The following is a 23,837-nucleotide window of genomic DNA, read 5'->3' as shown; positions in this document are numbered from 1 at the left end:
AATTGGTGCCCAGAAGAAGACTCGAACTTCCACGACCTTGCGGTCACCAGCACCTGAAGCTGGCGTGTCTACCAATTTCACCATCTGGGCAGTATCGGCAGCGCTAGTGCGTCGTCGATGGCGCGCACTATACGGAGCGTCTTTTTAACTGTAAACCCCTGTCATCAAAAAAACCTGGAAAATTTTACCGGCGGCATTCAAATCAGCTTCGCGGTGTCGATAAAGGGCTTTAGATGGGCTGTCATAGCCTGAAATTTCCCGTTTCATTACGCCTATGCCAAACTAACCCGCATATAGACAAGGTGAAAACTCTCTAATGGCCGATTGGCAGTCCCTCGATCCCGAGGCCGCTCGTGAAGCGGAAAAATATGAAAACCCTATTCCTAGCCGCGAACTGATCCTTCAGCACCTTGCTGATCGAGGTTCGCCTGCTAACCGCGAGCAGCTGGTCGAAGAGTTTGGTCTGACCACAGAAGACCAGATCGAAGCCCTGCGTCGCCGCCTGCGCGCCATGGAGCGCGACGCTCAACTCATCTACACCCGTCGCGGCACTTATGCGCCGGTGGACAAGCTCGACCTGATCCTGGGCCGCATCAGCGGTCACCGTGACGGTTTCGGCTTCCTGGTCCCGGACGACGGCAGTGACGACCTGTTCATGAGCCCGGCGCAAATGCGCCTGGTGTTCGATGGCGACCGTGCCCTGGCACGTGTTTCCGGCCTCGACCGTCGCGGTCGCCGCGAAGGCATGATTGTCGAAGTGGTGTCCCGTGCTCACGAGAGCATCGTCGGTCGTTACTTCGAGGAGGGCGGTATCGGTTTCGTCGTCGCAGACAATCCGAAGATCCAGCAAGAAGTGCTGGTGACGCCAGGTCGCAATGCCAACGCGCAGATCGGTCAGTTCGTTGAGGTGAAGATCACTCACTGGCCGACGCCACGCTTCCAGCCGCAAGGCGACGTGGTCGAGGTGGTGGGCAACTACATGGCGCCGGGCATGGAAATCGATGTTGCCCTGCGCACCTACGATATTCCGCACGTCTGGCCTGAAGCGGTCTTGAAAGAAGCCGCCAAGCTCAAGCCTGAAGTCGAAGAGAAAGACAAAGAGAAGCGCATCGACCTGCGTCATCTGCCGTTCGTGACCATCGACGGTGAAGATGCGCGCGACTTCGATGACGCGGTCTACTGCGAAGCCAAGCCGGGCAAGCTGCGCCTGTTCTCCGGTGGCTGGAAGTTGTACGTGGCGATTGCCGACGTTTCCAGCTACGTGAAAATCGGTTCGGCGCTGGATAACGAATCCCAGGTTCGCGGCAACTCGGTGTACTTCCCCGAGCGCGTGGTGCCGATGCTGCCTGAGCAGTTGTCCAACGGCCTGTGCTCGCTGAACCCGCACGTCGATCGCCTGGCCATGGTTTGCGAGATGACTATCTCCAAATCCGGCGAAATGACCGACTACTGCTTCTACGAAGCGGTGATTCACTCCCATGCCCGCCTGACCTACAACAAGGTCAGCGCCATGCTGGAAACGCCGAAAGCCACCGAAGCGCGTCAGCTTCGTGGTGAATACACCGACGTCCTGCCGCACCTCAAGCAGCTGTATGCGCTGTACAAGGTTCTGCTGGCGGCTCGTCACGTGCGCGGCGCGATCGATTTCGAAACCCAGGAAACCCGGATCATCTTCGGTTCCGAGCGCAAGATTGCCGAAATCCGTCCGACCGTTCGCAACGATGCTCACAAGCTGATTGAGGAATGCATGCTGGCGGCCAACGTGGCCACCGCCGAATTCCTGAAGAAGCACGAAATCCCTGCGTTGTATCGCGTCCACGACGGCCCGCCGCCGGAGCGTCTGGAAAAACTGCGCGCCTTCCTCGGCGAGCTCGGCCTGTCCCTGCACAAAGGCAAGGACGGTCCGTCGCCGAAGGATTACCAGGCTTTGCTCGCGGGCATCAAGGATCGTCCGGATTTCCACCTGATCCAGACCGTCATGCTGCGCTCGTTGAGCCAAGCGGTGTACAGCGCCGATAACCAGGGCCACTTCGGCCTGAATTACGAAGCCTATACCCACTTCACTTCGCCTATTCGCCGCTACCCGGACTTGCTCACGCACCGGGCGATTCGCAGCGTCATCCATTCGAAAATGGACACCCCGCACGTTCGCCGTGCCGGTGCGATGACCATTCCGAAGGCGCGGATCTATCCGTACGACGAAGCGACCCTGGAGCAGCTCGGCGAACAGTGCTCGATGAGCGAGCGCCGTGCCGACGAAGCCACCCGCGACGTAGTGAACTGGCTCAAGTGCGAGTTCATGAAAGACCGTGTGGGCGAATCGTTCCCGGGGGTGATCACCGCCGTGACCGGTTTCGGCCTGTTCGTCGAACTGACCGATATTTACGTCGAAGGCCTGGTGCACGTCACCGCGCTGCCGGGTGACTACTACCACTTCGATCCTGTGCACCATCGCCTCGCCGGTGAGCGTACCGGTCGTAGCTTCCGCTTGGGCGACACCGTTGAAGTGCGCGTCATGCGCGTCGACCTCGACGAGCGCAAGATCGACTTCGAGATGGCCGAAAAAACCATCAGCGCACCGATCGGTCGCAAAAAGCGCGGCACTGAAACCGCAGCGCCTGCTATCAAAACAGCTGCCGAGCCGGTACTGGCCAAGGCCGGGCGTCGTCCTGCCAAGGAAAAGGCCGTCGAAGCCTATCGTCCGAGCGATGCGGCGGCAAAAAATGCCGAGTTGCGCAAAAGTCGTGAAATGAAACAGGCATTGCTGTCTGAAGCGAAAAGCGGCGGTAAAGCGGCGTCTGGGGGAAAGACCGGGCGGTCGGCGCCTGACAAGGCCTCCGGCGGCAAGCCAGCCAAATCGAGCAAACACCGTAAAGGCCCGCCAAAAGCGGGTTCCGCTCCAGCCGCCAGAAGCGGCGGGGCGCGTAAACCTAAGGCCAAGTCATGAGTCAGTTGGAAAAGATCTACGGCGTGCACGCGGTAGAAGCGTTGCTGCGTCACCACCCAAAACGCGTCAAGCAGATCTGGCTGGCTGAAGGCCGCAGCGATCCGCGCGTTCAGACGCTGATCGAACTCGCTGCCGAAAATCGCGTGGCCGTCGGTCAGGCTGAGCGTCGCGAGCTGGACGCCTGGGTTGAAGGCGTGCACCAGGGCGTGGTGGCGGACGTGAGCCCGAGCCAGGTCTGGGGCGAGGCCATGCTCGACGAGCTGCTCGATCGCACCGAAGGCGCGCCTTTGCTGCTGGTGCTCGACGGCGTGACCGATCCGCACAACCTCGGCGCTTGCCTGCGTTCGGCCGATGCGGCCGGCGCGCTGGCGGTGATCGTGCCGAAGGACAAATCAGCCACGCTGACCCCGACGGTTCGAAAAGTTGCTTGTGGCGCGGCGGAAGTGATTCCGTTGGTCGCCGTGACCAACCTGGCGCGCACCCTGGAAAAACTCAAGCAGCGCGGCTTGTGGGTCGTCGGTACGGCGGGCGAGGCTGAACAGGATCTGTATCAGCAGGACCTGACGGGCCCGACCATCCTGATCATGGGTGCCGAAGGTAGCGGCATGCGCCGCCTGACTCGCGACCTTTGCGACTATTTGGTGCGCCTGCCGATGGCTGGCAGCGTCAGCAGCCTCAACGTGTCCGTCGCCACCGGCGTCTGCCTGTTCGAAGCGCTGCGCCAGCGTGGCGTCAAAGCCGCCGGGACCGCCAAAAAGTCCTGAGACTCCTCTGCAGGAGTCGCCGCAGGCGGCTCCTGCAAGTGTTCGGCTTTCCAGTCGAAGTGATTGTTCAAATAATCACCAATTGCCTTGCACCTCCCTCGACCCTTCTCTACAATTGCGCCCCTTGCTGTGACGGCAGGCACGCATGTGTCTATCGCAAGCAAGTCCATAAGTGTCATTCACTCCTTGTCTGACCGCTTTTGAGCGGCAGGCTACAACCCGTAAGGAGCATTCATGCGTCATTACGAAATCATCTTTTTGGTCCACCCGGATCAAAGCGAGCAAGTCGGCGGCATGGTTGAGCGTTACACCAAGCTGATCGAAGAAGACGGCGGCAAAATCCACCGTCTGGAAGATTGGGGCCGTCGTCAACTGGCCTACGCAATCAACAATGTTCACAAGGCTCACTACGTGATGCTGAACGTTGAGTGCACTGGCAAGGCCCTGGCCGAGCTGGAAGACAACTTCCGCTACAACGATGCAGTGATCCGTAACCTGGTCATCCGTCGCGAAGAAGCCGTTACCGGCCAATCCGAGATGCTCAAGGCTGAAGAAAACCGCAGTGAGCGCCGTGAGCGTCGCGACCGTCCTGAGCACTCCGACGCTGAAGGCGTTGACAGTGATGACAGCGACAACAGCGATAACGCTGACGAGTAATCCACGGACCTTTTGAGGAGCCTATTACATGGCACGTTTCTTCCGTCGTCGTAAATTCTGCCGCTTCACCGCTGAAGACGTGAAAGAGATCGATTACAAAGATCTCAACACTCTGAAAGCTTACGTATCCGAGACCGGCAAAATCGTTCCAAGCCGCATCACCGGTACCAAAGCACGTTATCAGCGTCAGCTGGCCACCGCTATCAAGCGCGCCCGCTTCCTGGCCCTGCTGGCCTACACCGACAGCCACGGCCGCTGAGACCGGGCAGTCGACACGTAGCAAAGGATTGAATGCATGCGCGCCTTAGCTGAGTTCATCATGCGCGGCCGTATGCAGGCCACTCTGGTAGTGGCCGGATGCGCAACATTGCCGTTGTTGTATTGGTTGGGTGCTGCCGCTGGATGCCTTGTGCTCCTGCGGCGCGGATTGAAGGACGCCGTTGGCGTACTTGCTCTGGGACTGCTGCCGGCGTTGATCTGGTGGCTTTTCTTCGACGACCCACGGGCACTTCTGGTGCTGCTGGGGTCTTCGAGCCTTGCGTTGGTTTTGCGCGCAAGCGAGTCCTGGAACCGCGTGCTGCTGGTCAGCATAGCGATGGGATTGGTGTTTTCAGTGGTGCTGGGGGCGGCTTTTGCGCCCCAGATCGAGATGCTGGCGCAGGCTTTGATAAAAGTCATGCCGTCGCTACTCGGTGAGGTCTACCAGCAATTGTCGGTAGACGAGCAAGCGCGCTTTGCGTCCCTGATTGCACCGGTCCTGACCGGCCTGATTGCGGCCTTGTTGCAAATCGTCAGTGTGCTGAGCCTGATTGTCGGGCGCTACTGGCAGGCGTTGTTGTACAACCCGGGTGGTTTTGGTCGCGAGTTTCGCGCCATCCGAATCCCGCTGGGACCGGCGATGTTGCTGCTGGCGTTAATGCTTCTGGGGCCAAATCTTGGCCCGCAGATGGCCATGTTGACGCCGTTGTGCAGCGTACCGCTGGTGTTCGCCGGGCTGGCCCTGATTCACGGGCTGGTGGCGCAAAAGCGACTGGCCAAGTTCTGGCTGGTGGGGTTGTACGTCACGCTGTTGCTGTTCATGCAACTGATCTATCCGTTGCTGGTGGTCCTGGCCATCGTCGACAGCCTGATTGATTTTCGCGGTCGTTCGGCACCGAAAGATGCCGATAGCGCGAACGGTGAAGGTTAAAAGTTAAGAGGATTTTCACATGCAACTGATCCTTCTGGAAAAAGTCACCAACCTGGGCAACCTGGGTGACAAAGTGAACGTTAAGGCTGGTTACGGCCGTAACTACCTGCTGCCTTACGGCAAAGCTACCGCTGCGACCCCAGCCAACCTGGCTGCGTTCGAAGAGCGTCGCGCTGAGCTGGAAAAAGCCGCAGCAGACCGTAAAGCATCGGCTGAAAGCCGTGCCGCCCAACTGGCTGAGCTGGAAGTGACTATCACTGCCACCGCTGGTGACGAAGGCAAGCTGTTCGGTTCGATCGGCACCCACGACATCGCTGATGCACTGACCGCCTCCGGCGTTGAAGTTGCAAAAAGCGAAGTTCGTCTGCCGAACGGCACCATCCGCAACGTAGGCGAATTCGACGTAGCCGTGCACCTGCACGCCGAAGTTGAAGCCACCGTACGCGTTGTCGTGGTAGCAGCTTAAGCAGCACTTGTCGGCTGGCACCCTCGGGTGCTTGCCGGTAACATCGGGCACGATCCTGTTTACAGGTCGTGCCCTTTGTCTTTCTGCAGTTCCTGATTTTCACAATCCCTGCTTTTCCTGAATAAACCAAGTGGCCATGAACGATATCTCCGCTCCCGAGCAATACGATCTGCAAACCGCTGCCCTGAAGGTGCCGCCGCATTCCATCGAGGCCGAACAGGCCGTGCTCGGTGGGCTGATGCTGGACAACAACGCCTGGGAACGCGTGCTCGATCAAGTCTCCGACGGCGATTTCTATCGGCATGACCACCGTCTGATCTTCCGGGCCATCGCCAAACTGGCGGACCAGAACCAGCCAATCGACGTCGTGACCCTGGCCGAGCAATTGGACAAGGAAGGTCAGACGTCCCAGGTCGGCGGTCTCGGTTACCTTGGCGAACTGGCAAAAAACACGCCGTCCGTCGCCAACATCAAGGCCTATGCCCAGATCGTTCGCGAGCGGGCAACCCTGCGCCAGTTGATCGGCATCAGTACCGAAATCGCCGACAGCGCTTTCAACCCTGAAGGCCGCACCGCCGCCGAGATTCTCGACGAGGCCGAACGGCAGATCTTCCAGATTGCCGAGGCTCGCCCGAAAACCGGCGGCCCGGTCAGTGTCAACGACCTGCTGACCAAGGCCATCGACCGCATCGACACCTTGTTCAACACCGACAACTCGATCACCGGCCTGTCCACCGGTTACACCGACCTCGACGAGAAGACCAGTGGCCTGCAACCGGCCGACCTGATCATCGTCGCCGGTCGTCCGTCCATGGGTAAAACCACCTTTGCGATGAACCTGGTGGAAAACGCCGTGCTGCGCAGCGAGAAGGCTGTCCTGGTCTACTCCCTCGAGATGCCAGGCGAATCGCTGATCATGCGTATGCTGTCGTCCCTCGGTCGTATCGATCAGACCAAGGTCCGGGCCGGTCGCCTGGAAGACGACGACTGGCCGCGCCTGACGTCGGCGGTCAACCTGCTCAACGATCGCAAGTTGTTCATCGACGACACGGCGGGTATCAGCCCCTCGGAAATGCGCGCCCGGACCCGTCGTCTGGTGCGTGAGCACGGTGAGATCGGTCTGATCATGATCGACTACCTGCAACTGATGCAGATCCCGGGGTCCAGTGGTGACAACCGGACCAACGAGATTTCCGAGATCTCCCGGTCCCTGAAAGCCCTGGCCAAGGAATTCAACTGCCCGGTGGTGGCACTGTCCCAGCTCAACCGTTCCCTGGAACAACGCCCGAACAAGCGCCCGGTGAACTCCGACTTGCGGGAATCGGGAGCGATCGAGCAGGACGCCGACGTGATCATGTTCGTTTACCGGGACGAGGTGTATCACCCGGAAACCGAACACAAAGGCATTGCCGAAATTATCATCGGCAAGCAGCGGAACGGCCCGATCGGCTTTATCCGCCTGGCCTTCATCGGCAAATACACCCGATTTGAAAACCTGGCGCCGGGTAGCTACAACTTCGACGATGACGAATAAGATATTTGGTGCCTGGTAGGGCCTCTTTGCGGGCAAGTCGGATCGCCGCACCGCTCGCTCCTACAGGGAGATGCGTGATCCCTGTAGGAGCGAGGCTTGCCCGCGAAGGGCGCGCCACCAATTTCCGACCATAGCCGTCGGAATTGGTCAAAATTTGTGCTATATTCCGCGCCCGCGAAATTCAATGAAAGCCAACACCGGTTATCGACATGCAAGCAGCCAAGCCGTTATTTGACTATCCCAAGTACTGGGCCGAATGTTTCGGGCCAGCGCCATTCCTGCCGATGAGCAGGGAGGAGATGGATCAGCTCGGCTGGGATTCCTGCGACATCATCATCGTCACCGGTGATGCCTACGTCGACCATCCGTCGTTCGGCATGGCGATCATCGGCCGGCTGCTGGAGGCCCAGGGCTTCCGCGTCGGGATCATTGCGCAGCCGAACTGGCAGTCCAAAGACGACTTCATGAAACTTGGCGAGCCGAACCTGTTTTTCGGTGTCGCGGCCGGCAACATGGACTCGATGATCAACCGCTACACCGCCGACAAGAAAATCCGTTCCGACGACGCCTACACCCCCGGTGGCCTGGCGGGCAAACGTCCGGACCGCGCGAGCCTGGTTTACAGCCAGCGCTGCAAGGAAGCCTACAAGCACGTGCCGATTGTGCTCGGCGGTATCGAAGCCTCCCTGCGCCGCATCGCCCACTACGATTACTGGCAGGATCGGGTGCGTAACTCGATCCTGATCGACGCCTGCGCCGACATCCTGCTCTACGGCAACGCCGAGCGTGCGATCGTCGAAGTCGCCCAGCGCCTGTCCTATGGTCACAAGATCGAAGACATCACCGATGTGCGCGGCACCGCGTTCATTCGCCGTGATACGCCGCAAGGCTGGTACGAAGTCGACTCCACGCGTATCGACCGTCCGGGCAAGATCGACAAGATCATCAACCCGTACGTCAACACGCAAGACACCGCGGCCTGCGCCATTGAGCAGGAAAAGGGACCGGTCGAAGACCCGGAAGAAGCCAAAGTCGTGCAGATCCTGGCCAGCCCGAAAATGACCCGCGACAAGACCGTGATTCGTTTGCCGTCGGTTGAAAAAGTCCGTGGCGATGCGGTGCTTTACGCTCACGCCAACCGCGTGCTGCACCTGGAAACCAACCCGGGCAACGCCCGTGCGTTGGTGCAAAAGCATGGCGAGGTAGACGTCTGGTTCAACCCGCCGCCGATTCCGATGACCACCGAAGAAATGGACTACGTGTTCGGCATGCCTTACGCGCGCGTTCCGCACCCGGCGTACGGCAAGGAAAAGATCCCGGCCTATGAGATGATCCGTTTCTCGGTGAACATCATGCGTGGCTGCTTCGGCGGCTGCACCTTCTGCTCGATCACCGAGCACGAAGGCCGGATCATCCAGAACCGTTCCGAAGAGTCGATCATTCGCGAAATCGAAGAGATCCGCGACAAGGTACCGGGCTTCACCGGTGTCATTTCCGACCTCGGCGGCCCGACCGCGAACATGTACCGCATCGCCTGCAAGACCCCGGAAATCGAATCCGCGTGCCGCAAGCCTTCATGCGTGTTCCCTGGCATTTGCCCGAACCTCAACACCGATCACTCGTCGCTGATCCAGCTCTATCGCAGCGCCCGGGCCTTGCCGGGTGTGAAGAAGATCCTGATCGCCTCCGGCCTGCGCTACGACCTTGCGGTCGAGTCGCCGGAGTACGTCAAGGAGCTGGTGACCCACCACGTCGGTGGTTACCTGAAGATCGCCCCGGAACACACCGAGGAAGGTCCGCTCAACCAGATGATGAAACCGGGCATCGGCAGCTATGACAAGTTCAAGCGCATGTTCGAGAAGTACACCAAGGAAGCCGGGAAAGAGCAGTACCTGATTCCGTACTTCATCGCCGCTCACCCGGGCACCACCGACGAAGACATGATGAACCTGGCCCTGTGGCTCAAGGGCAACGGTTTCCGTGCCGACCAGGTGCAGGCGTTCTACCCGTCGCCGATGGCCACCGCCACCGCGATGTACCACTCGGGCAAGAACCCGCTGCGCAAGGTCACTTACAAGAGCGACGGCGTGACCATCGTCAAGAGCGAAGAGCAGCGTCGCCTGCACAAAGCGTTCTTGCGTTATCACGACCCGAAAGGCTGGCCGATGCTGCGTGAAGCGCTGACCCGCATGGGCCGCGCCGACCTGATCGGGCCGGGCAAGAACCAGTTGATCCCGTTGCATCAGCCAGCGACCGACAGCTACCAGAGCGCCCGTCGCAAGAACTCGACGCCGGCTGGCAGCCACAAAGTGGCCAAGGAAACGACCACCAAGATCCTGACCCAGCACACCGGCCTGCCACCGCGTGCCAGCGATGGCGGTAACCCGTGGGACAAGCGTGAACAGGCCAAGGCGGCGGCATTCGCCCGCAACCAGCAGGCTGCCAAGGAGCGTAAGGACGCGGCCAAAGGCAAGGGGCCGAAGCCTGCGCGCAAGCCGGTCGTGCCGCGTTAATCTCCGCGCCATATCGCAAAACGCCAGCCTTAGTGCTGGCGTTTTGTTTTCTAGCGAGTGTGCGGCCTGTTTGCTAAGGTGGCGCGCACTTCAACGGCTGCCCGGACAACCGATTTCCCTGTATAACGCCCAATCCTGTGGGAGCCGGGCTCGCCCGCGATGACGGCGGCACGGGCAATAAAGATCTCACCCCCGATTCTCAAGGACGATTCACATGAGCAACCCCTTACCGGGCATCGGCATGGATTACAGCCCCTCCCAGTTCATGGCCCGCCAACGCATCGAAAGCCAGATCAACCTGCCACGCCTGTTCGCCGCCATTGACGCCGACCCCGGAATCGTCGGCGCGGGCGTGGTGTACATTGACGCTGAGTTCAACGTAGTGACCCTGCGCGAGTTCAAGCCGATTTGCAGCATCAAGCCCAAGCGGATCATTTTGCGCGAGGCGCAGAAGTACATTGCGCCTGCGCAATTCGCCCAGCAGGTGCAGGACAATCCGCGCGAATCGCGCCTGGTTGGTGAGGCAGTCAACACCAGCTTATCGTGCGCGGGTGCAGTGATCGGCTGGATCGTAGTGCTCAGTGGTTCCGTGGCTATTCCGTTTTCGGCGGGGGCAAGTACGGTGGTCGCTGCGCTCGGTTATACCGCTGCGGCTGCCAGCTCAGTGCAGTGTTTTGCCAGCGGCTATCGGACCCGCAATGAGATCGTCAACCCCGCCCGTAACGATGAGCTCGACAGCGAAGAGTGGTACCAGTACACCATGATTGCGCTGGATGCTGCGTCCTTGGTCGGGGTAGGCGCATCCACGCTGACAACGCTCAAACTGGTCAGGCTGAATAAGGCCACGACCGGGAAAAGTGTCAGGGAAGTGCTCAGGGGGCTGAATCGACAGGAACGTGCCAAACTGACCAAAGAACTATTGAGCATCAACGACCCGCGCTTGACGTCGAAGATGATCAAGTTGAAGCAGTTGTCGGGCGAATTGCCCAAGCGTTTCACACCCACCGAGGTCAAGAATGCAACGGTCACTCAGATAAAAGACGCCTTGGGCGCCGCTATCGGTTTTACCGGCAGTGCAATTTCGGGGAATGTCCGCACCATTGCCGTAGGTCTGTACGAGGAGGCTGAGCAATGAATGAGCTGCCCAGCATTCGCAATTTTCTATCGAAGTATTTCCCGGTCTTCATGGGGGCAATATTCGCGTCAATTTTTACCCTGGTCTTTGCGGTGCCTTTGTTTTTCGAAAGCTATTTTCGAAGCCTTCCGTTGGCTGACAACACCAAGTACTCGTTTTTCGGGGGGATCGCGCTGACCCTCATTGTCGTGCACTGCCATTTCATGGTCGCGCGCGGTCGTCCGCATTGGGTGCGGCCTCTGGTTGTGCTTCTGGCCCTTTGTTTTCTTGGGGTATTGCCCACCATTGCATATGAGGTGCATCCCCTGACTTATGCTGTGACGTTGTTGTTCCCATTGCTGGCGCTATTGCTGCTCAACAGCAAGCGTCACCGCGAGATGCGCCAGAAGCTGCTTGAAGTACGTCACTTGCGCCAAGCTGTTATTGCAAAGCACAAAGCCCGTTAGTTGGGTAGATTCGGGCCCCGCCCTTCACACGTGCGCCACAAATATGTGCAACTCTCGCACCATAACCGCGGCCACGGCGCCGTTTTGGTGCTGTACTGCACCGGGTCTGTTGATAAAGCGCAATGACCGCCGCTCTGGCATAAGTCTTGCGCGCTTTGTGTCTATGCCCTGGCTCGCAGGAGGCCGCCGTGTCGATTCATGTCGCATTGCATCACGTCACGCATTACCGCTACGACCGCGCCGTCGAGCTCGGTCCGCAGATCGTTCGCCTGCGCCCGGCTGCCCACAGCCGCACGCGGATACTGTCCTATGCGCTGAAAGTCTCGCCCGAGCAGCATTTCATCAACTGGCAGCAAGACCCTCAGGGCAATTACCTGGCGCGGTTGGTGTTCCCGGAGAAAACCGATGAACTGAGGATCGAAGTCGACCTGCTGGCCGAGATGGCAGTCTTCAATCCCTTCGACTTCTTCCTCGAGCCCTACGCCGAGAAGATCCCTTTCGCCTATGCAGCGGATGAGCGCAAAGAACTGGCGCCGTACCTGGAAACCTTGCCGCTGACGCCGACATTCAAGGCCTATCTGGACGGCATCGACCGCACGCCGCTGCCCAGCGTGGATTTCCTCGTCGCGATCAACCAGCGCCTGAGCGAAGACATCGGTTACCTGATTCGCATGGAGCCTGGCGTACAGACTCCGGAATACACCCTCGAACAGGCCTCCGGCTCCTGCCGCGACTCGGCGTGGTTGCTGGTGCAATTGCTGCGCAACCTCGGCCTGGCGGCGCGATTCGTCTCCGGTTACCTGATCCAGCTGACCGCCGATGTCAAAAGCCTCGACGGTCCCTCGGGCACCGAAGTGGACTTCACTGACCTGCATGCCTGGTGCGAAGTCTATTTGCCCGGTGCCGGCTGGATCGGCCTGGACGCAACCTCAGGGTTGTTTGCCGGTGAAGGACACATTCCGTTGGCGTGCAGCCCCGACCCATCCTCTGCGGCACCGATCAGTGGTTTGGTGGAACCGTGCGAGTGCGAATTCACCCACGAAATGTCGGTCGAGCGGATTTGGGAAGCGCCAAGGGTTACCAAACCCTACACCGAAGACCAATGGCTGGCGATTCAGGCATTGGGCCGGCAGATCGATGCTGATTTGCTCGAAGGTGACGTGCGCCTGACCATGGGCGGCGAGCCGACGTTCGTTTCCATTGATGACCCGGACGGCGCCGAGTGGAACACCGCCGCGCTCGGGCCAGACAAGCGTCGGCTGTCAGCCGAACTGTTCCAGCGCATGCGCAAGCATTACGCGCCCAAGGGCCTGGTACATTTCGGTCAAGGCAAGTGGTACCCAGGCGAGCAACTGCCGCGCTGGTCGCTGAACTGCTATTGGCGCCGCGATGGCGTGCCGATCTGGCATAACAGCGCGCTGATTGCCGACGAGCGGGAAGATTACGGCGCCGATGGCGAACTGGCCGGGCGTTTCCTGGCGAGTGTCGCCGAACGCTTGAAAATTCCGACACGCTTCGTGTTCCCGGCCTACGAAGACAATTTCTATTACCTCTGGCGCGAAGGCGCTTTACCGCAAAACGTCAGCGCCGAAGACTCACGCCTGGAAGAACCTCTGGAGCGTGCGCGCCTGCGCAAAGTCTTCAGCCAAGGCCTGGACAAGGTCATCGGTCAGGTCCTGCCGCTGGCGCGCACCGCCAAGGGCGATCAATGGCAGAGCGGTCGCTGGTACCTGCGCGAGGAACACTGCCGGTTGGTGCCGGGGGATTCGCCACTGGGTTATCGCTTGCCGCTCGGTTCGCAGCCTTGGGTGAAAGCTGCGGAGTACCCATTCATTCATCCCACGGACCCGAATCAGGATTTCCCGGCGCTACCGGACACCGACCAGCTACAGAATCACGCTCAACCGAAAACGGCCGACGAACGTGTGCCCGAGATCGACCAGTCCGCCGACTGGCTGACCCGCACCGCGTTCTGCGCCGAAGCACGTGAAGGTCGGTTGTACCTGTTCATGCCGCCACTGGAGCGGGTCGAGGACTACCTGGAACTGGTCGCCGCCATCGAAGCCACCGCCGAGGAACTGCATTGCCCGGTATTGCTGGAAGGCTATGAACCGCCGAGCGATCCGCGTCTGAGCAACTTTCGCATTACCCCGGATCCGGGCGTGATCGAGGTCAACGTCCAGCCGTCCGCTACCTGGGACGAGTTGGTGGAACGTACCGAGTTTCTTTACGAAGAGGCGCGCCAGACCCGGCTGACCACCGAGAAATTCATGATCGACGGCCGGCACACCGGCACCGGCGGCGGTAACCATTTCGTCCTGGGGGGCGCGACCCCGGCTGACTCACCGTTTCTGCGCCGTCCGGACCTGCTGCGCAGCCTGATCAGCTACTGGCATAACCACCCGTCCTTGTCCTACCTGTTTTCCGGGCTGTTCATCGGCCCGACATCCCAGGCACCGCGGGTGGACGAAGCGCGCAACGATTCGCTGTATGAACTGGAAATCGCCTTCGCCCAGATGCCGAAGCCGGGCGAAGAATGCCCGCCATGGCTGGTGGATCGCTTGTTGCGCAATTTGCTGATCGACGTGACCGGCAACACCCACCGCGCCGAGTTCTGTATCGACAAACTCTATTCACCGGACGGCGCCACCGGACGCCTTGGCTTGCTGGAACTGCGAGCCTTTGAAATGCCGCCCCATGCGCGCATGAGCCTGGCTCAGCAGTTGTTGTTGCGGGCGCTGGTGGCGCGGTTCTGGCGCGAGCCTTATGCGCCGCCGAAACTCGCGCGTTGGGGCACCGAACTGCACGACCGGTTCCTGCTGCCGCACTTTATCGAGCAAGATTTCGCCGATGTGATCGTCGACCTGAATGCCGCCGGTTATCCGGTGCGGGCCGAGTGGTTCGCGGCGCATCTGGAGTTCCGTTTTCCCAAGGTCGGCGACTACGCCGTCAGCGGCATCGAACTGGAATTGCGTCAGGCGCTGGAGCCCTGGCATGTGTTGGGCGAAGAGGGCGGCGCGGGCGGTACAGTGCGTTATGTGGATTCGTCCCTGGAACGTTTGCAGGTCAAGCTGACGGGGTTGCCGCCGCAACGTTATCTGCTGACCTGCAATGGCATCCCGGTGCCGTTGCAACCTACCGGTCGGGTCGGCGAGTTCGTCGCCGGTGTACGTTTCCGTGCCTGGCAACCGTACAACTGTCTGCAACCGACTATCCCGGTCCACGCACCGCTGGTGTTCGACTTGCTCGACACCTGGATGGGGCGTTCGCTGGGTGGTTGTCAGTACCACGTCGCCCATCCGGGCGGGCGCAACTACGACAGCCTGCCGGTGAACGCCAATGAGGCCGAGAGTCGGCGGATGGCGCGTTTCTTCCGCATCGGACACACGCCGGGGAAACTTCCTGTACCGAAACTGGAAATCAACGACGAGCTGCCGATGACGCTCGATTTGCGACGCTTTTAAACCGTACGCGACGCTCGGATTTTTCGTCTATCCGGGCGTCATGAGCCTGCGTTAGTCTGACCGTTCTTTGCTGTCTGCCGAGCTTTCCATGCCTGACCTGCTTGACCGCTACCCGTTGACTGCGGGCACCTATCACGAACTGCTCGACAACAGCGGCGCCGTGCGCCCGCACTGGCGGCGGCTGTTCGATCAATTGCAACGCAGCACGCCAGCGCAACTGGTGCAGCGTCAGGCGCTGCTGACCCGGCAGATTCAGGAAAACGGCGTGACCTACAACGTCTACGCCGACCCCAAGGGCGCTGATCGGCCATGGGAGCTGGATTTGTTGCCTCATGTGATTGCAGCCGATGAGTGGCAGCAACTTTCGGCCGGGATCGCTCAACGGGCGCGTTTGCTCAATGCTGTGCTGGCGGACCTGTACGGTCCTCAACGCTTGATCGCCGAAGGCCTGCTGCCGGCTGAACTGGTGTTCGGTCATAACAACTTCCTCTGGCCTTGCCAGGGCATTGCACCGCCCGATGGGGCTTTTCTGCATCTGTATGCCGTGGATTTGGCGCGCACGCCTGACGGTCGCTGGTGGGTGACCGCCGACCGCACTCAAGCGCCATCCGGTGCCGGTTACGCCCTGGAAAACCGCACCATCGTGTCCCGAGCCTTCCCCGAGTTGTACCGCGACTTGAAGGTGCGGCACCTGGCCGGGTTCTTTCGCACACTTCAGGAAACACTCGCCCGGCAGGCGCCGAGCGATGATGAAGCGCCACTGGTGGTCCTGCTGACACCGGGGCGTTTCAACGAAAGCTATTTCGAGCACTTGTACCTGGCTCGTCAGCTCGGTTATCCACTGGTGGAAGGCGGCGATCTGACCGTCCGCGATGCCACGGTCTATCTGAAAACCTTGAGCGGGTTGCGCCGGGTTCACGCGATCATGCGTCGGCTCGACGATGATTTCTGCGACCCGCTGGAGCTGCGCACCGACTCGGCACTTGGCGTGCCAGGGCTGCTCGAAGCGGTGCGTCAGGGCCGGGTGCTGGTGGCCAACGCCCTCGGCAGCGGTGTGCTGGAGTCGCCGGGTTTGCTGGGCTTCCTGCCGAAAATCAATCAATTCCTGTTCGGCGAAGAGTTGATCCTGCCGTCCATCGCAACTTGGTGGTGCGGCGAAGCGCCGGTGCTGGCCCAGGCCCTGGAAAAACTGCCGGAACTGTTGATCAAGCCGGCGTTTCCGTCGCAGAGCTTTGCACCGGTGTTTGGGCGTGATTTGAGTGAAAAACAGCGCCAGGCTCTGGCCGAGCGCATGCAGGCACGGCCTTATGCCTATGTTGCGCAAGAATTGGCGCAACTGTCCCAGGCGCCGATCTGGCAGGCCGAAGGCGGACAGTTGCAACCTCGGGCCATCGGCATGCGCGTGTATGCGGTGGCCAGTCGGGACGGTTATCGAGTGCTGTCTGGTGGCCTGACCCGGGTTGCCGCCGAGGCCGATGCCGAAGCGGTGTCGATGCAACGCGGCGGTGCGAGCAAGGACACCTGGGTGTTGGGCGACCGCCCGCCCAGCGGCGAACAATGGAAAGCCCAGCGCAACATTGGCGTTCACGATCTGGTACGTCGTGATCCGTATCTGCCATCGCGGGTGGTCGAGAACCTGTTCTGGTTTGGCCGTTATTGCGAGCGCTGCGATGACAGCGCGCGGCTGCTGCGGGTCATGCTCGCGCGCTATGTCGATGGCGATGACCCGCAAGCCCTGGAGGCGGCGGTCGATCTCGGTGAACGCCTGAATCTGTTGCCGGAGGAGGGTGAGTTGCCGGAACGATTGCTGGCGGCGCTGCTCGGCGATGATTGGCCGTTCAGCCTGCGCTCCAATCTGCAGCGTTTGCAGTGGGCGGCGTCGCAAGTACGCGGCAAGCTCTCGCGAGAGAACTGGCAAGCGCTGGTGGAGTTGCAGCGCGAGGCCATGGAGCTGGAAACCGAAGAGCCGGATTTCGGCGAGTTGCTGGACTTCCTCAACCGATTGGTGATGTCGCTGGCGGCGCTGTCCGGCTTTGCCCTCGACGACATGACCCGGGACGAAGGCTGGCGTTTCCTGATGATCGGTCGGCGGATCGAACGGCTGCAATTTCTCAGCGGCAGTCTGGCGGCGTTTTTGCGCGGTGCCGGGGCTTTCGATCAGGCCGGGCTGGAATGGCTGCTGGAACTGGGTAACAGCAGCATCACCTACCGCTCGCGGTACCTGGCGGTGGCGCAATTGATCCCGGTGCTCGACCTGTTGCTGCTCGATGAACAAAACCCGCACGCGGTGCTGTTCCAGTTGAAACTGGTGACCCGTACGTTGAAGCGCTTGAATGACGACTTCGGCGCGCCGCGCGAAACAGGTCTGCTGCAGTTGGTGGAGCGGCTGGCGCACTTCGATCTGGGCTGCCTGGAGAACTCGCTGTTCGGCGAGGCCAGTGTTCATGCCGCCGTAGAGGGGCTGGCGGATCTGCTGCAAGAGATTGCCGATGCCAGCGGACAGGTGTCGGATCGCCTGGCCTTGCGCCATTTCGCCCATGTCGATGATGTCAGCCAGCGCACGGTGTCCGTCTGATGAGTGCCCATTACCAGATCTTCCACGACACCCATTATCACTACGACAGCCCGGTGTCCCTGGCCCAGCAACTGGCACATCTGTGGCCGCGGGCCTGTGCCTGGCAGCGCTGCACCGAGCAGCAGTTGCAGATCAGTCCCCAGCCGACTTCACGCAGGGATGAGCTGGATGTGTTCGGCAATCCGCTGACCCGGTTGGCGTTCGAGCGCCCCCACGATGAATTGCTGGTCAACGCTCGGCTCACCGTCGAAGTGCTGGAACGGCCGTCGCTGGACTTCAATCAATCGCCGGCCTGGGAAGCGACCTGCAACGCGCTGACCTACAGCGGTCAGCCACTCTCGCCTGCGTTGCTGGAAGCCTGCCGTTACCGCTTCGAATCGCCCTACGTGCATTTGAAACGCAGTTTTGTCGAGTTCTCCGAAAGTTGCTTTCCTGCTGGCCGGCCATTGCTGCTGGGTGTTCAAGCGTTGATGGAGAAGATCTTCAGCGAGTTCACCTTCGACGCCGAGGCGACCCAAGTGGCGACGCCGTTGGTGGAAGTGCTGGAGAGGCGTCGTGGGGTTTGCCAGGACTTTGCGCATTTGATGCTCGCGTGCCTGCGCTCCCGTGGGTTGTCGGCGCGGTACATCAGCGGCTATCTGCTAACCCAACCCCCACCGGGCCAGCCACGGCTGATCGGCGCCGATGCGTCGCATGCGTGGGTGTCGGTGTTTTGCCCGGTGCTGGGTTGGGTGGATTTTGACCCGACCAACAATGTGCAACCGGCGCTGGAGCACATCACCCTGGCCTGGGGCCGGGATTTTTCCGATGTGTCGCCTTTGCGCGGGGTGATTCTGGGCGGTGGCAGCCATGATCCCGAAGTTCGGGTGACAGTGATGCCATTGGAGTAGCGCAGACCCCATGTGGGTATGTGTTTTTTTGGAGGAAGGTTTCAATTTGGCCTGTGAGGGTCAGCAACATCGTTGCTGACCCTGGACACAGATCCGGTGGGCCTGATCAGATCATCGGGCCCGGAGGGTCTCAGGCGTCGGGCGCCTGATCTTTCGGTGCTTCAACATCATCTTCTGCCGCCACTTCACCTTCTGCATCCGGGTTCAGTGCTGCTGCTTCTTCTTCAGCTGTAGCTTTCTTGCGCTGAAGCTTTTCCTCTTTCTTCTGCTCCTTGGCCAAGTCTCTCTGACGTTTGGCGAAGGAATAATTAGGTTTAGCCATGGGCGATCCTCTGGGGTCGAAGGTGAGGTTGAGCGGCGCATATTCTGCCCTGTATCGGCACCAAGCCGTTAGCTGGGTTTTTGCTCGGTCCATTTTGGCGGTACCGAGGGTTGCCAGGCGTCCAGTGCATCGAGCAGGGTTTGCGGTGATTCGCTCATTTGCAGCATGTCACGGTGCTGCCCGCGAACGAAGCCTTCGCCGACGATATGATCGAGAAAAGACGTCAACTTGCTGTAGAAACCGTTCACTTCCAGCAAACCCAGCGGTTTGCCGTGATAACCGAGCTGGCCCCAGGTCCAGACTTCGAACAGCTCTTCCAGCGTGCCCAGACCGCCGGGCAGGGCAATGAAGGCATCGCTGAGTTCGGCCATTCGCGCCTTGCGCGCATGCATGCCGTCGACCACTTCCAGGCGGGTCAGGCCGCTGTGGCCGATTTCCTTGTCCTTGAGGCTCTGCGGAATGATCCCGATCACTTCGCCACCGGCCGCCAGTGCGGCATCAGCCACAATCCCCATCAGCCCGACAGCGCCGCCGCCATAAACCAGGGTCAGCTTGCGCTCGGCCAATGCTCGCCCCAGGGCGACAGCCGCTTCACGATAAGCCGGATTGGTGCCGGTGCTGGCACCGCAAAATACACAAACGGACGTTAAAGACATGCCTTGCTCCATGGTCAATCAGGACCACAGAGTAAAGGCAGGCTCGCATCGTTCCAAGGGTTAAACCGCGCGTTCAGGTGTTTCGTAAGTGCCACTGGCGCCACAGGCGTAGGCGGCCAACAAACTGCTCAACAAGCTGCTGAAAGACATGGCAGGCGCTCCAGGTGAGTAATGATGGCCCTGATGATAGGGCCGTCCCAGACGTCTGGCTGGTAGATTGTTTCGATGGGTGTCATAGCCCGAAAGTTGTATACAATTTTTGATTCAGGTCATAGGAACTTGCGAAGATTTCAGGCAGTCTTCTGTCCATTCGCACTTTTGTTAACCCTGCCTTGGAGATTCACCATGTTTGCCAAACTTGTTGCGGTATCCCTGCTGACACTGGCCAGCAGCCAATTGATGGCTGCCGAGTGCAAAACGACCATCGACTCCACCGATCAGATGTCCTTCAACACCAAGGCCATTGAAATCGACAAAAGCTGCAAGACCTTCACCGTTGAACTGACCCACTCCGGCAGCCTGCCGAAAAACGTCATGGGCCATAACCTGGTGATCAGCAAAGAGGCTGACATGCAGCCGATCGCCACCGACGGCCTGTCGGCTGGCATCGACAAAAATTACCTGAAAGAAGGTGATGCCCGCGTCATCGCTCACACCAAAGTCATCGGCGCTGGTGAAAAGGATTCTGTGACATTCGATGTGTCGAAGCTCAATGCAGCCGAAAAATACGGCTTCTTCTGCTCGTTCCCGGGCCACATCTCGATGATGAAAGGCACGGTTACACTGAAGTAATCGATTCAAGCGCATAAAAAAAGCGTCCACTTGGGACGCTTTTTTTTGTGCTCATTTCTACAGGGGGGCAGAATCAAGGCGCGAACGGCATCACACGCTTGTGATGAGTCTTCTTATACGTATCACAAATGATCTTGAACGCTTCCTCGCGCACCGGTTCGCCGTGCAGGAAGGCGTCGATCTCGGCGTAGGTCACGCCGTGGGACGCTTCGTCCGGTTTGCCCGGCGACAGGTCTTCGAGGTCGGCGGTCGGGATTTTCTCCACCAGCGACTCCGGCGCGCCGAAGCTGCGGGCAATCGCCCGGACCTGATTTTTCACCAGGCCGCTCAGCGGTGCGAGGTCGCAGGCGCCGTCACCGAACTTGGTGAAGAAACCCATCACGGCTTCTGCCGCGTGGTCGGTGCCGATCACCAGGCCATGAGCCGCACCGGCGATGGTGTATTGCGCGACCATGCGCATCCGCGCCTTGGTATTGCCCAATACGAAATCCACCCAGACGGCTTCTTTGCCTTCGAAGGCTGCCACTTCGCCGGCCAGGGATTTGACTGCCGGGCCGATGTTCACCGTGTGGCGTTCGTCCGGTGCGATGAAGTCCACCGAGGCCTGGGCATCGTGTTCATCGAACTGCGTCTGGTACGGCAGGCGCACGGCGATGAACTTGTAGCTGTTATCACCGGTACGCTCACGCAGTTCACGGATGGCGCGTTGGGCCAATAGGCCGGCGGTCAGGGAATCGACGCCGCCGCTGATACCGAGCACCAGGGCCTTGAGCCCGGAATTGACCAGGCAATCCTGAATGAAGGTGATTCGCCGGGCGACTTCAGCCTCAAGGGCGAGTTGATCCACGAACGGCGGTTGGACCTTGAGCTGTTCAGCAATCTCACGCTGTACGGCTTGCATGAATTCACTCCTTGCTTGATGTACTGGAAAGGGTGGCAGGTACTTGGAAAACGTGTCGCAAATAGGCGACGAAATTCGGGTCTTTGCAGTGAGTCTTGCCAGGCTCATCAGAAATCTTGGCCACCGGTTGGCCGTTGCATGCAGTCATTTTAAGCACGATGCTCATCGGTTCGACACCCGGAATATCGCAGGTCAGGTTAGTGCCGATGCCGAAACTGACATTGATCCGACCACGTAACGCCCGAAAAATCTCCAGAGATTTGGGCAACGTCAGGCTGTCGGAAAACACCAGGGTCTTGCTCATCGGGTCGATGCCCAGCTTGTGGTAGTGGGCGATGGCCTTTTCCGCCCAGAGCACCGGGTCACCGGAGTCGTGACGCAAGCCGTCGAAGAGCTTGGCAAAGAACAGGTCGAAATCGCCGAGAAACGCATCGGAAGTGATGCAGTCGGTCAGGGCGATCCCCAACAGGCCACGGTACTCGCGGACCCAGCAGTCGAGGGCGGCGATCTGGCTGTCGATCAGCCGTGGGCCGAGTTGCTGGTGGGCCATGATCCATTCGTGGGCCATGGTGCCCAACGGCTTCATATCCAGCTCGCGGGACAGGTGCACGTTGCTGGTGCCGACGAAACGACCGGGGAAGTCGTGCTTGAGCACGTTCACCACTTCTTCCTGCACACGGTACGAGAAGCGCCGGCGAGTGCCGAAATCGGCTACCTGCAACTCGGACAATTCATCGCTGCTGGCGTTGGCGGTCAGCCAGTCGAACTTGCGATAGAGCTGCTCACGGGCCTGTTCCAGGACGATTTCCCGGTAGCGATAGCGGTTGCGCACTTCGCTGACCATGGCCAGCAACGGCACTTCGAACAGAATCACGTGCAGCCACGGCCCGCGCAGGCGGATGAACAACTCGCCGTTTTCAATGCCGGTGTGGATATAGCGCAGATTGAAACGGAACAGACCGAGAAAGCGCAGGAAATCCGGTTTCAGGAAACTGATGCGCTCCAGGAAGCTCAACTGATCGGCACTCAGGCTCAACTCGGCCAGGCGCTCGATCTGGAAACGGATCTCCGCCAGGTACGGGCGCAGATCCTCGCTGTTACGGCAACGAAACTCCCATTCGACTTCCACGTTAGGGTAGTTGTGCAGCACCGCCTGCATCATCGTCAGTTTGTAGAAGTCGGTGTCGAGCAGGTTCTGCACGATGCGATCGGCAAACACACTCTCGCTCATAACGGGTCTCCAGGCGGGTCGCAGCCCGTGGCAGCGACGTTGCAGCTGTTTCAATGAATGGGGCTAGTGGCGCATATCAGCGGTGAGGATTGCCAGCAATTTTTTAGACGCTAGAGATCTCTGTGGCGAGGGGGCTTGCCCCCGTTCGGCTGCGCAGCAGTCGTAAATTCCGCATGCATGATCTGTCTGAGGGACCGCGATTGCAGGTTTTGGGGTCGCTACGCGACCCAACGGGGGCAAGCCCCCTCGCCACAGAGTTTTGCATGATATTTCAACTTTGCGGTGTATTCGGATTGTCCATCTGCTCCAGCATCCACTTCACAAAATCCCGCACCTTGGGCACTTCCGCCGAATGCTCCGGATACGCCAGGTAATAGGCGTCGGTGCTGGGCATTGCATGCTGCCAGGGAATGACCAGTTTGCCGTCGGCCAATTCCTCTTCCACCAGAAACTTCGGTAGCAGCGCTACACCACAGCCGACTTGGGCGGCGCGGATGCACATGTAGAACGTTTCGAAACGCGGGCCGTGGTAGCTGTGTTCGGTGTGGTAGCCCTGGCTGTCGAACCAATCGTGCCAGGCCTGGGGCCGGGAAGCGTTTTGCAGCAGGACCAGGTCGGTGAGTTGGGTCGGATCGGTGAACGGCGTATCCGGCAGACTGCCCGGGGCGCACACAGGAACAAGCTCTTCGCCGAACAGCTTCAGGCATTCGGTGCCGGGCCGTGAGCCCTGGCCGAAGTAGAACGCCAGATCGCTGCGACCTTGCAGCAGGTCGTCGGCTTCCTGTTCGCTGCACAGGTCCAGATGGATAGACGGATGACGCAGGCGCCAGCCTTTCAAGCGTGGCACCAGCCAGCGCGCGCCGAAGGTCGGAGGCGTGGAGACGCGCAAGACTTCGGTGTCTCCGCCGTAGGAACGCAGGTAATGGGTCGACATTTCGACTTGGGTGAGGATTTTTCGCACCTCCACCAAATACAAATCGCCAGCGGGGGTCATTTGCAGGCGTCGGCGCACCCGGCGGAACAACAGGTGCTGCAACAACTCTTCGAGTTGCGCGACCTGTTTGCTCACGGCGCTCTGGGTCAGGTTCAGCTCTTCGGCGGCGCGGGTGAAGCTCAAATGCCGGGTCACGGCCTCGAAACACTGCAGCGCAGTGATCGACGGCAAGTAGCGTTTATTCAGCATCGGTTCTCCTTGTTCTTGTCTCTCTACGTGGCACGCGTGTTACCGGCAGATTCGCAGCATGAATAAACGGAATGATATCTCGCTTAATCGTCGTTTGTTGGAGAACCTCGGGAGCGCTAAAACTACAGGTCAGATCAGTCGAATTAATCCGGCTGCACGTTTTCTGTTTCTG

Annotated in this window: 19 protein-coding genes and 1 tRNA gene; 14 read left to right on the top strand and 6 right to left on the bottom strand. The window is 59.9% G+C overall.

Annotation, left to right across the window (positions count from 1 at the left end; all coding sequences use genetic code 11):
* Positions 1–3: 3 nt before the first annotated feature.
* Positions 4–90 (bottom strand) — tRNA-Leu (locus AF70_RS25625).
* A 226-nt stretch (positions 91–316) separates the two neighbouring features.
* Here AF70_RS25625 and rnr point away from each other — a divergent pair.
* The 13 genes from rnr (at position 317) to AF70_RS25560 (ending at position 18,580) form a co-directional block, all read left to right on the top strand.
* On the top strand, positions 317–2,947 hold the full coding sequence (rnr, locus tag AF70_RS25620; protein ID WP_019582206.1) for a ribonuclease R: 2,631 nt from the start codon (positions 317–319) through the stop codon (positions 2,945–2,947).
* On the top strand, positions 2,944–3,711 hold the full coding sequence (gene rlmB, locus AF70_RS25615; protein WP_018928494.1) for a 23S rRNA (guanosine(2251)-2'-O)-methyltransferase RlmB: 768 nt from the start codon (positions 2,944–2,946) through the stop codon (positions 3,709–3,711). The genes rnr and rlmB overlap by 4 nt, the downstream gene beginning before the upstream one ends.
* Positions 3,712–3,945: 234 nt before the next feature.
* The gene (rpsF, locus tag AF70_RS25610) at positions 3,946–4,368 is read left to right on the top strand and encodes a 30S ribosomal protein S6 (RefSeq protein WP_007939579.1); all 423 of its coding nucleotides are present in this window, start codon (positions 3,946–3,948) and stop codon (positions 4,366–4,368) included.
* A gap of 28 nt (positions 4,369–4,396) precedes the next feature.
* Positions 4,397–4,627 carry a 30S ribosomal protein S18 gene (gene rpsR, locus AF70_RS25605; RefSeq protein WP_002551829.1) on the top strand — a complete coding sequence of 77 codons (231 nt, stop codon included), beginning with the start codon at positions 4,397–4,399 and terminating at the stop codon, positions 4,625–4,627.
* Between the two features lie 36 nt (positions 4,628–4,663).
* Positions 4,664–5,557, top strand: coding sequence for a hypothetical protein (locus AF70_RS25600; RefSeq protein WP_019582207.1), 894 nt, complete (start codon positions 4,664–4,666; stop codon positions 5,555–5,557).
* Positions 5,558–5,576: 19 nt separating this feature from the next.
* Positions 5,577–6,023: a 50S ribosomal protein L9 gene (gene rplI / locus AF70_RS25595; protein WP_007939577.1), complete on the top strand. Its 447-nt coding sequence runs from the start codon at positions 5,577–5,579 to the stop codon at positions 6,021–6,023.
* A gap of 136 nt (positions 6,024–6,159) precedes the next feature.
* Positions 6,160–7,557: a replicative DNA helicase gene (dnaB, locus tag AF70_RS25590; protein WP_019650685.1), complete on the top strand. Its 1,398-nt coding sequence runs from the start codon at positions 6,160–6,162 to the stop codon at positions 7,555–7,557.
* A 209-nt stretch (positions 7,558–7,766) separates the two neighbouring features.
* A complete protein-coding gene (locus tag AF70_RS25585) occupies positions 7,767–10,070 on the top strand; it encodes a YgiQ family radical SAM protein (RefSeq protein WP_019582208.1) in 2,304 nt (767 codons plus the stop codon).
* Positions 10,071–10,284: 214 nt separating this feature from the next.
* Positions 10,285–11,205: a hypothetical protein gene (locus tag AF70_RS25580; protein ID WP_019582209.1), complete on the top strand. Its 921-nt coding sequence runs from the start codon at positions 10,285–10,287 to the stop codon at positions 11,203–11,205.
* Positions 11,202–11,651: a hypothetical protein gene (locus AF70_RS25575; RefSeq protein WP_019582210.1), complete on the top strand. Its 450-nt coding sequence runs from the start codon at positions 11,202–11,204 to the stop codon at positions 11,649–11,651. The genes AF70_RS25580 and AF70_RS25575 overlap by 4 nt, the downstream gene beginning before the upstream one ends.
* A 188-nt stretch (positions 11,652–11,839) precedes the next feature.
* A complete protein-coding gene (locus tag AF70_RS25570) occupies positions 11,840–15,115 on the top strand; it encodes a DUF2126 domain-containing protein (RefSeq protein WP_028940163.1) in 3,276 nt (1,091 codons plus the stop codon).
* Positions 15,116–15,203: 88 nt separating this feature from the next.
* Positions 15,204–17,690: a circularly permuted type 2 ATP-grasp protein gene (locus tag AF70_RS25565; protein WP_028940162.1), complete on the top strand. Its 2,487-nt coding sequence runs from the start codon at positions 15,204–15,206 to the stop codon at positions 17,688–17,690.
* Positions 17,690–18,580 carry a transglutaminase family protein gene (locus tag AF70_RS25560; RefSeq protein WP_028940161.1) on the top strand — a complete coding sequence of 297 codons (891 nt, stop codon included), beginning with the start codon at positions 17,690–17,692 and terminating at the stop codon, positions 18,578–18,580. Before AF70_RS25565 ends, AF70_RS25560 begins: the two co-directional genes overlap by 1 nt.
* A gap of 130 nt (positions 18,581–18,710) precedes the next feature.
* On the opposite strand, the gene AF70_RS25555 is transcribed toward AF70_RS25560, so the two are convergent.
* Entirely contained in the window at positions 18,711–18,902 is a 192-nt protein-coding gene (locus tag AF70_RS25555; RefSeq protein WP_018928487.1) for a hypothetical protein, read from the bottom strand.
* 68 nt (positions 18,903–18,970) lie between these two features.
* Positions 18,971–19,558 carry a TIGR00730 family Rossman fold protein gene (locus tag AF70_RS25550; RefSeq protein WP_018928486.1) on the bottom strand — a complete coding sequence of 196 codons (588 nt, stop codon included), beginning with the start codon at positions 19,556–19,558 and terminating at the stop codon, positions 18,971–18,973.
* 345 nt (positions 19,559–19,903) lie between these two features.
* On the opposite strand from AF70_RS25550, the gene azu reads away from it, so the two are divergent.
* Positions 19,904–20,350: an azurin gene (gene azu / locus AF70_RS25545; protein ID WP_019582215.1), complete on the top strand. Its 447-nt coding sequence runs from the start codon at positions 19,904–19,906 to the stop codon at positions 20,348–20,350.
* 73 nt (positions 20,351–20,423) lie between these two features.
* Here the strand turns inward: azu and nadE are convergent, their stop codons facing one another.
* From nadE to AF70_RS25530, 3 genes are all read right to left on the bottom strand, one after another.
* Complete coding sequence (gene nadE, locus AF70_RS25540; protein ID WP_019582216.1) at positions 20,424–21,251, bottom strand: ammonia-dependent NAD(+) synthetase; 828 nt, start codon at positions 21,249–21,251, stop codon at positions 20,424–20,426.
* A 4-nt stretch (positions 21,252–21,255) separates the two neighbouring features.
* A complete protein-coding gene (pncB, locus tag AF70_RS25535) occupies positions 21,256–22,482 on the bottom strand; it encodes a nicotinate phosphoribosyltransferase (protein ID WP_019582217.1) in 1,227 nt (408 codons plus the stop codon).
* A 271-nt stretch (positions 22,483–22,753) separates the two neighbouring features.
* The gene (locus AF70_RS25530) at positions 22,754–23,665 is read right to left on the bottom strand and encodes a LysR family transcriptional regulator (RefSeq protein ID WP_007939046.1); all 912 of its coding nucleotides are present in this window, start codon (positions 23,663–23,665) and stop codon (positions 22,754–22,756) included.
* Between the last annotated feature and the right edge of the window lie 172 nt (positions 23,666–23,837).

This window comes from Pseudomonas sp. KD5 (genome assembly GCF_012932895.1).
In the GTDB taxonomy this organism is placed as follows: Bacteria; Pseudomonadota; Gammaproteobacteria; order Pseudomonadales; family Pseudomonadaceae; genus Aquipseudomonas.
Note: the sequence above shows the minus strand (reverse complement) of the source record. Positions and strands in the feature narration are given on the sequence as shown.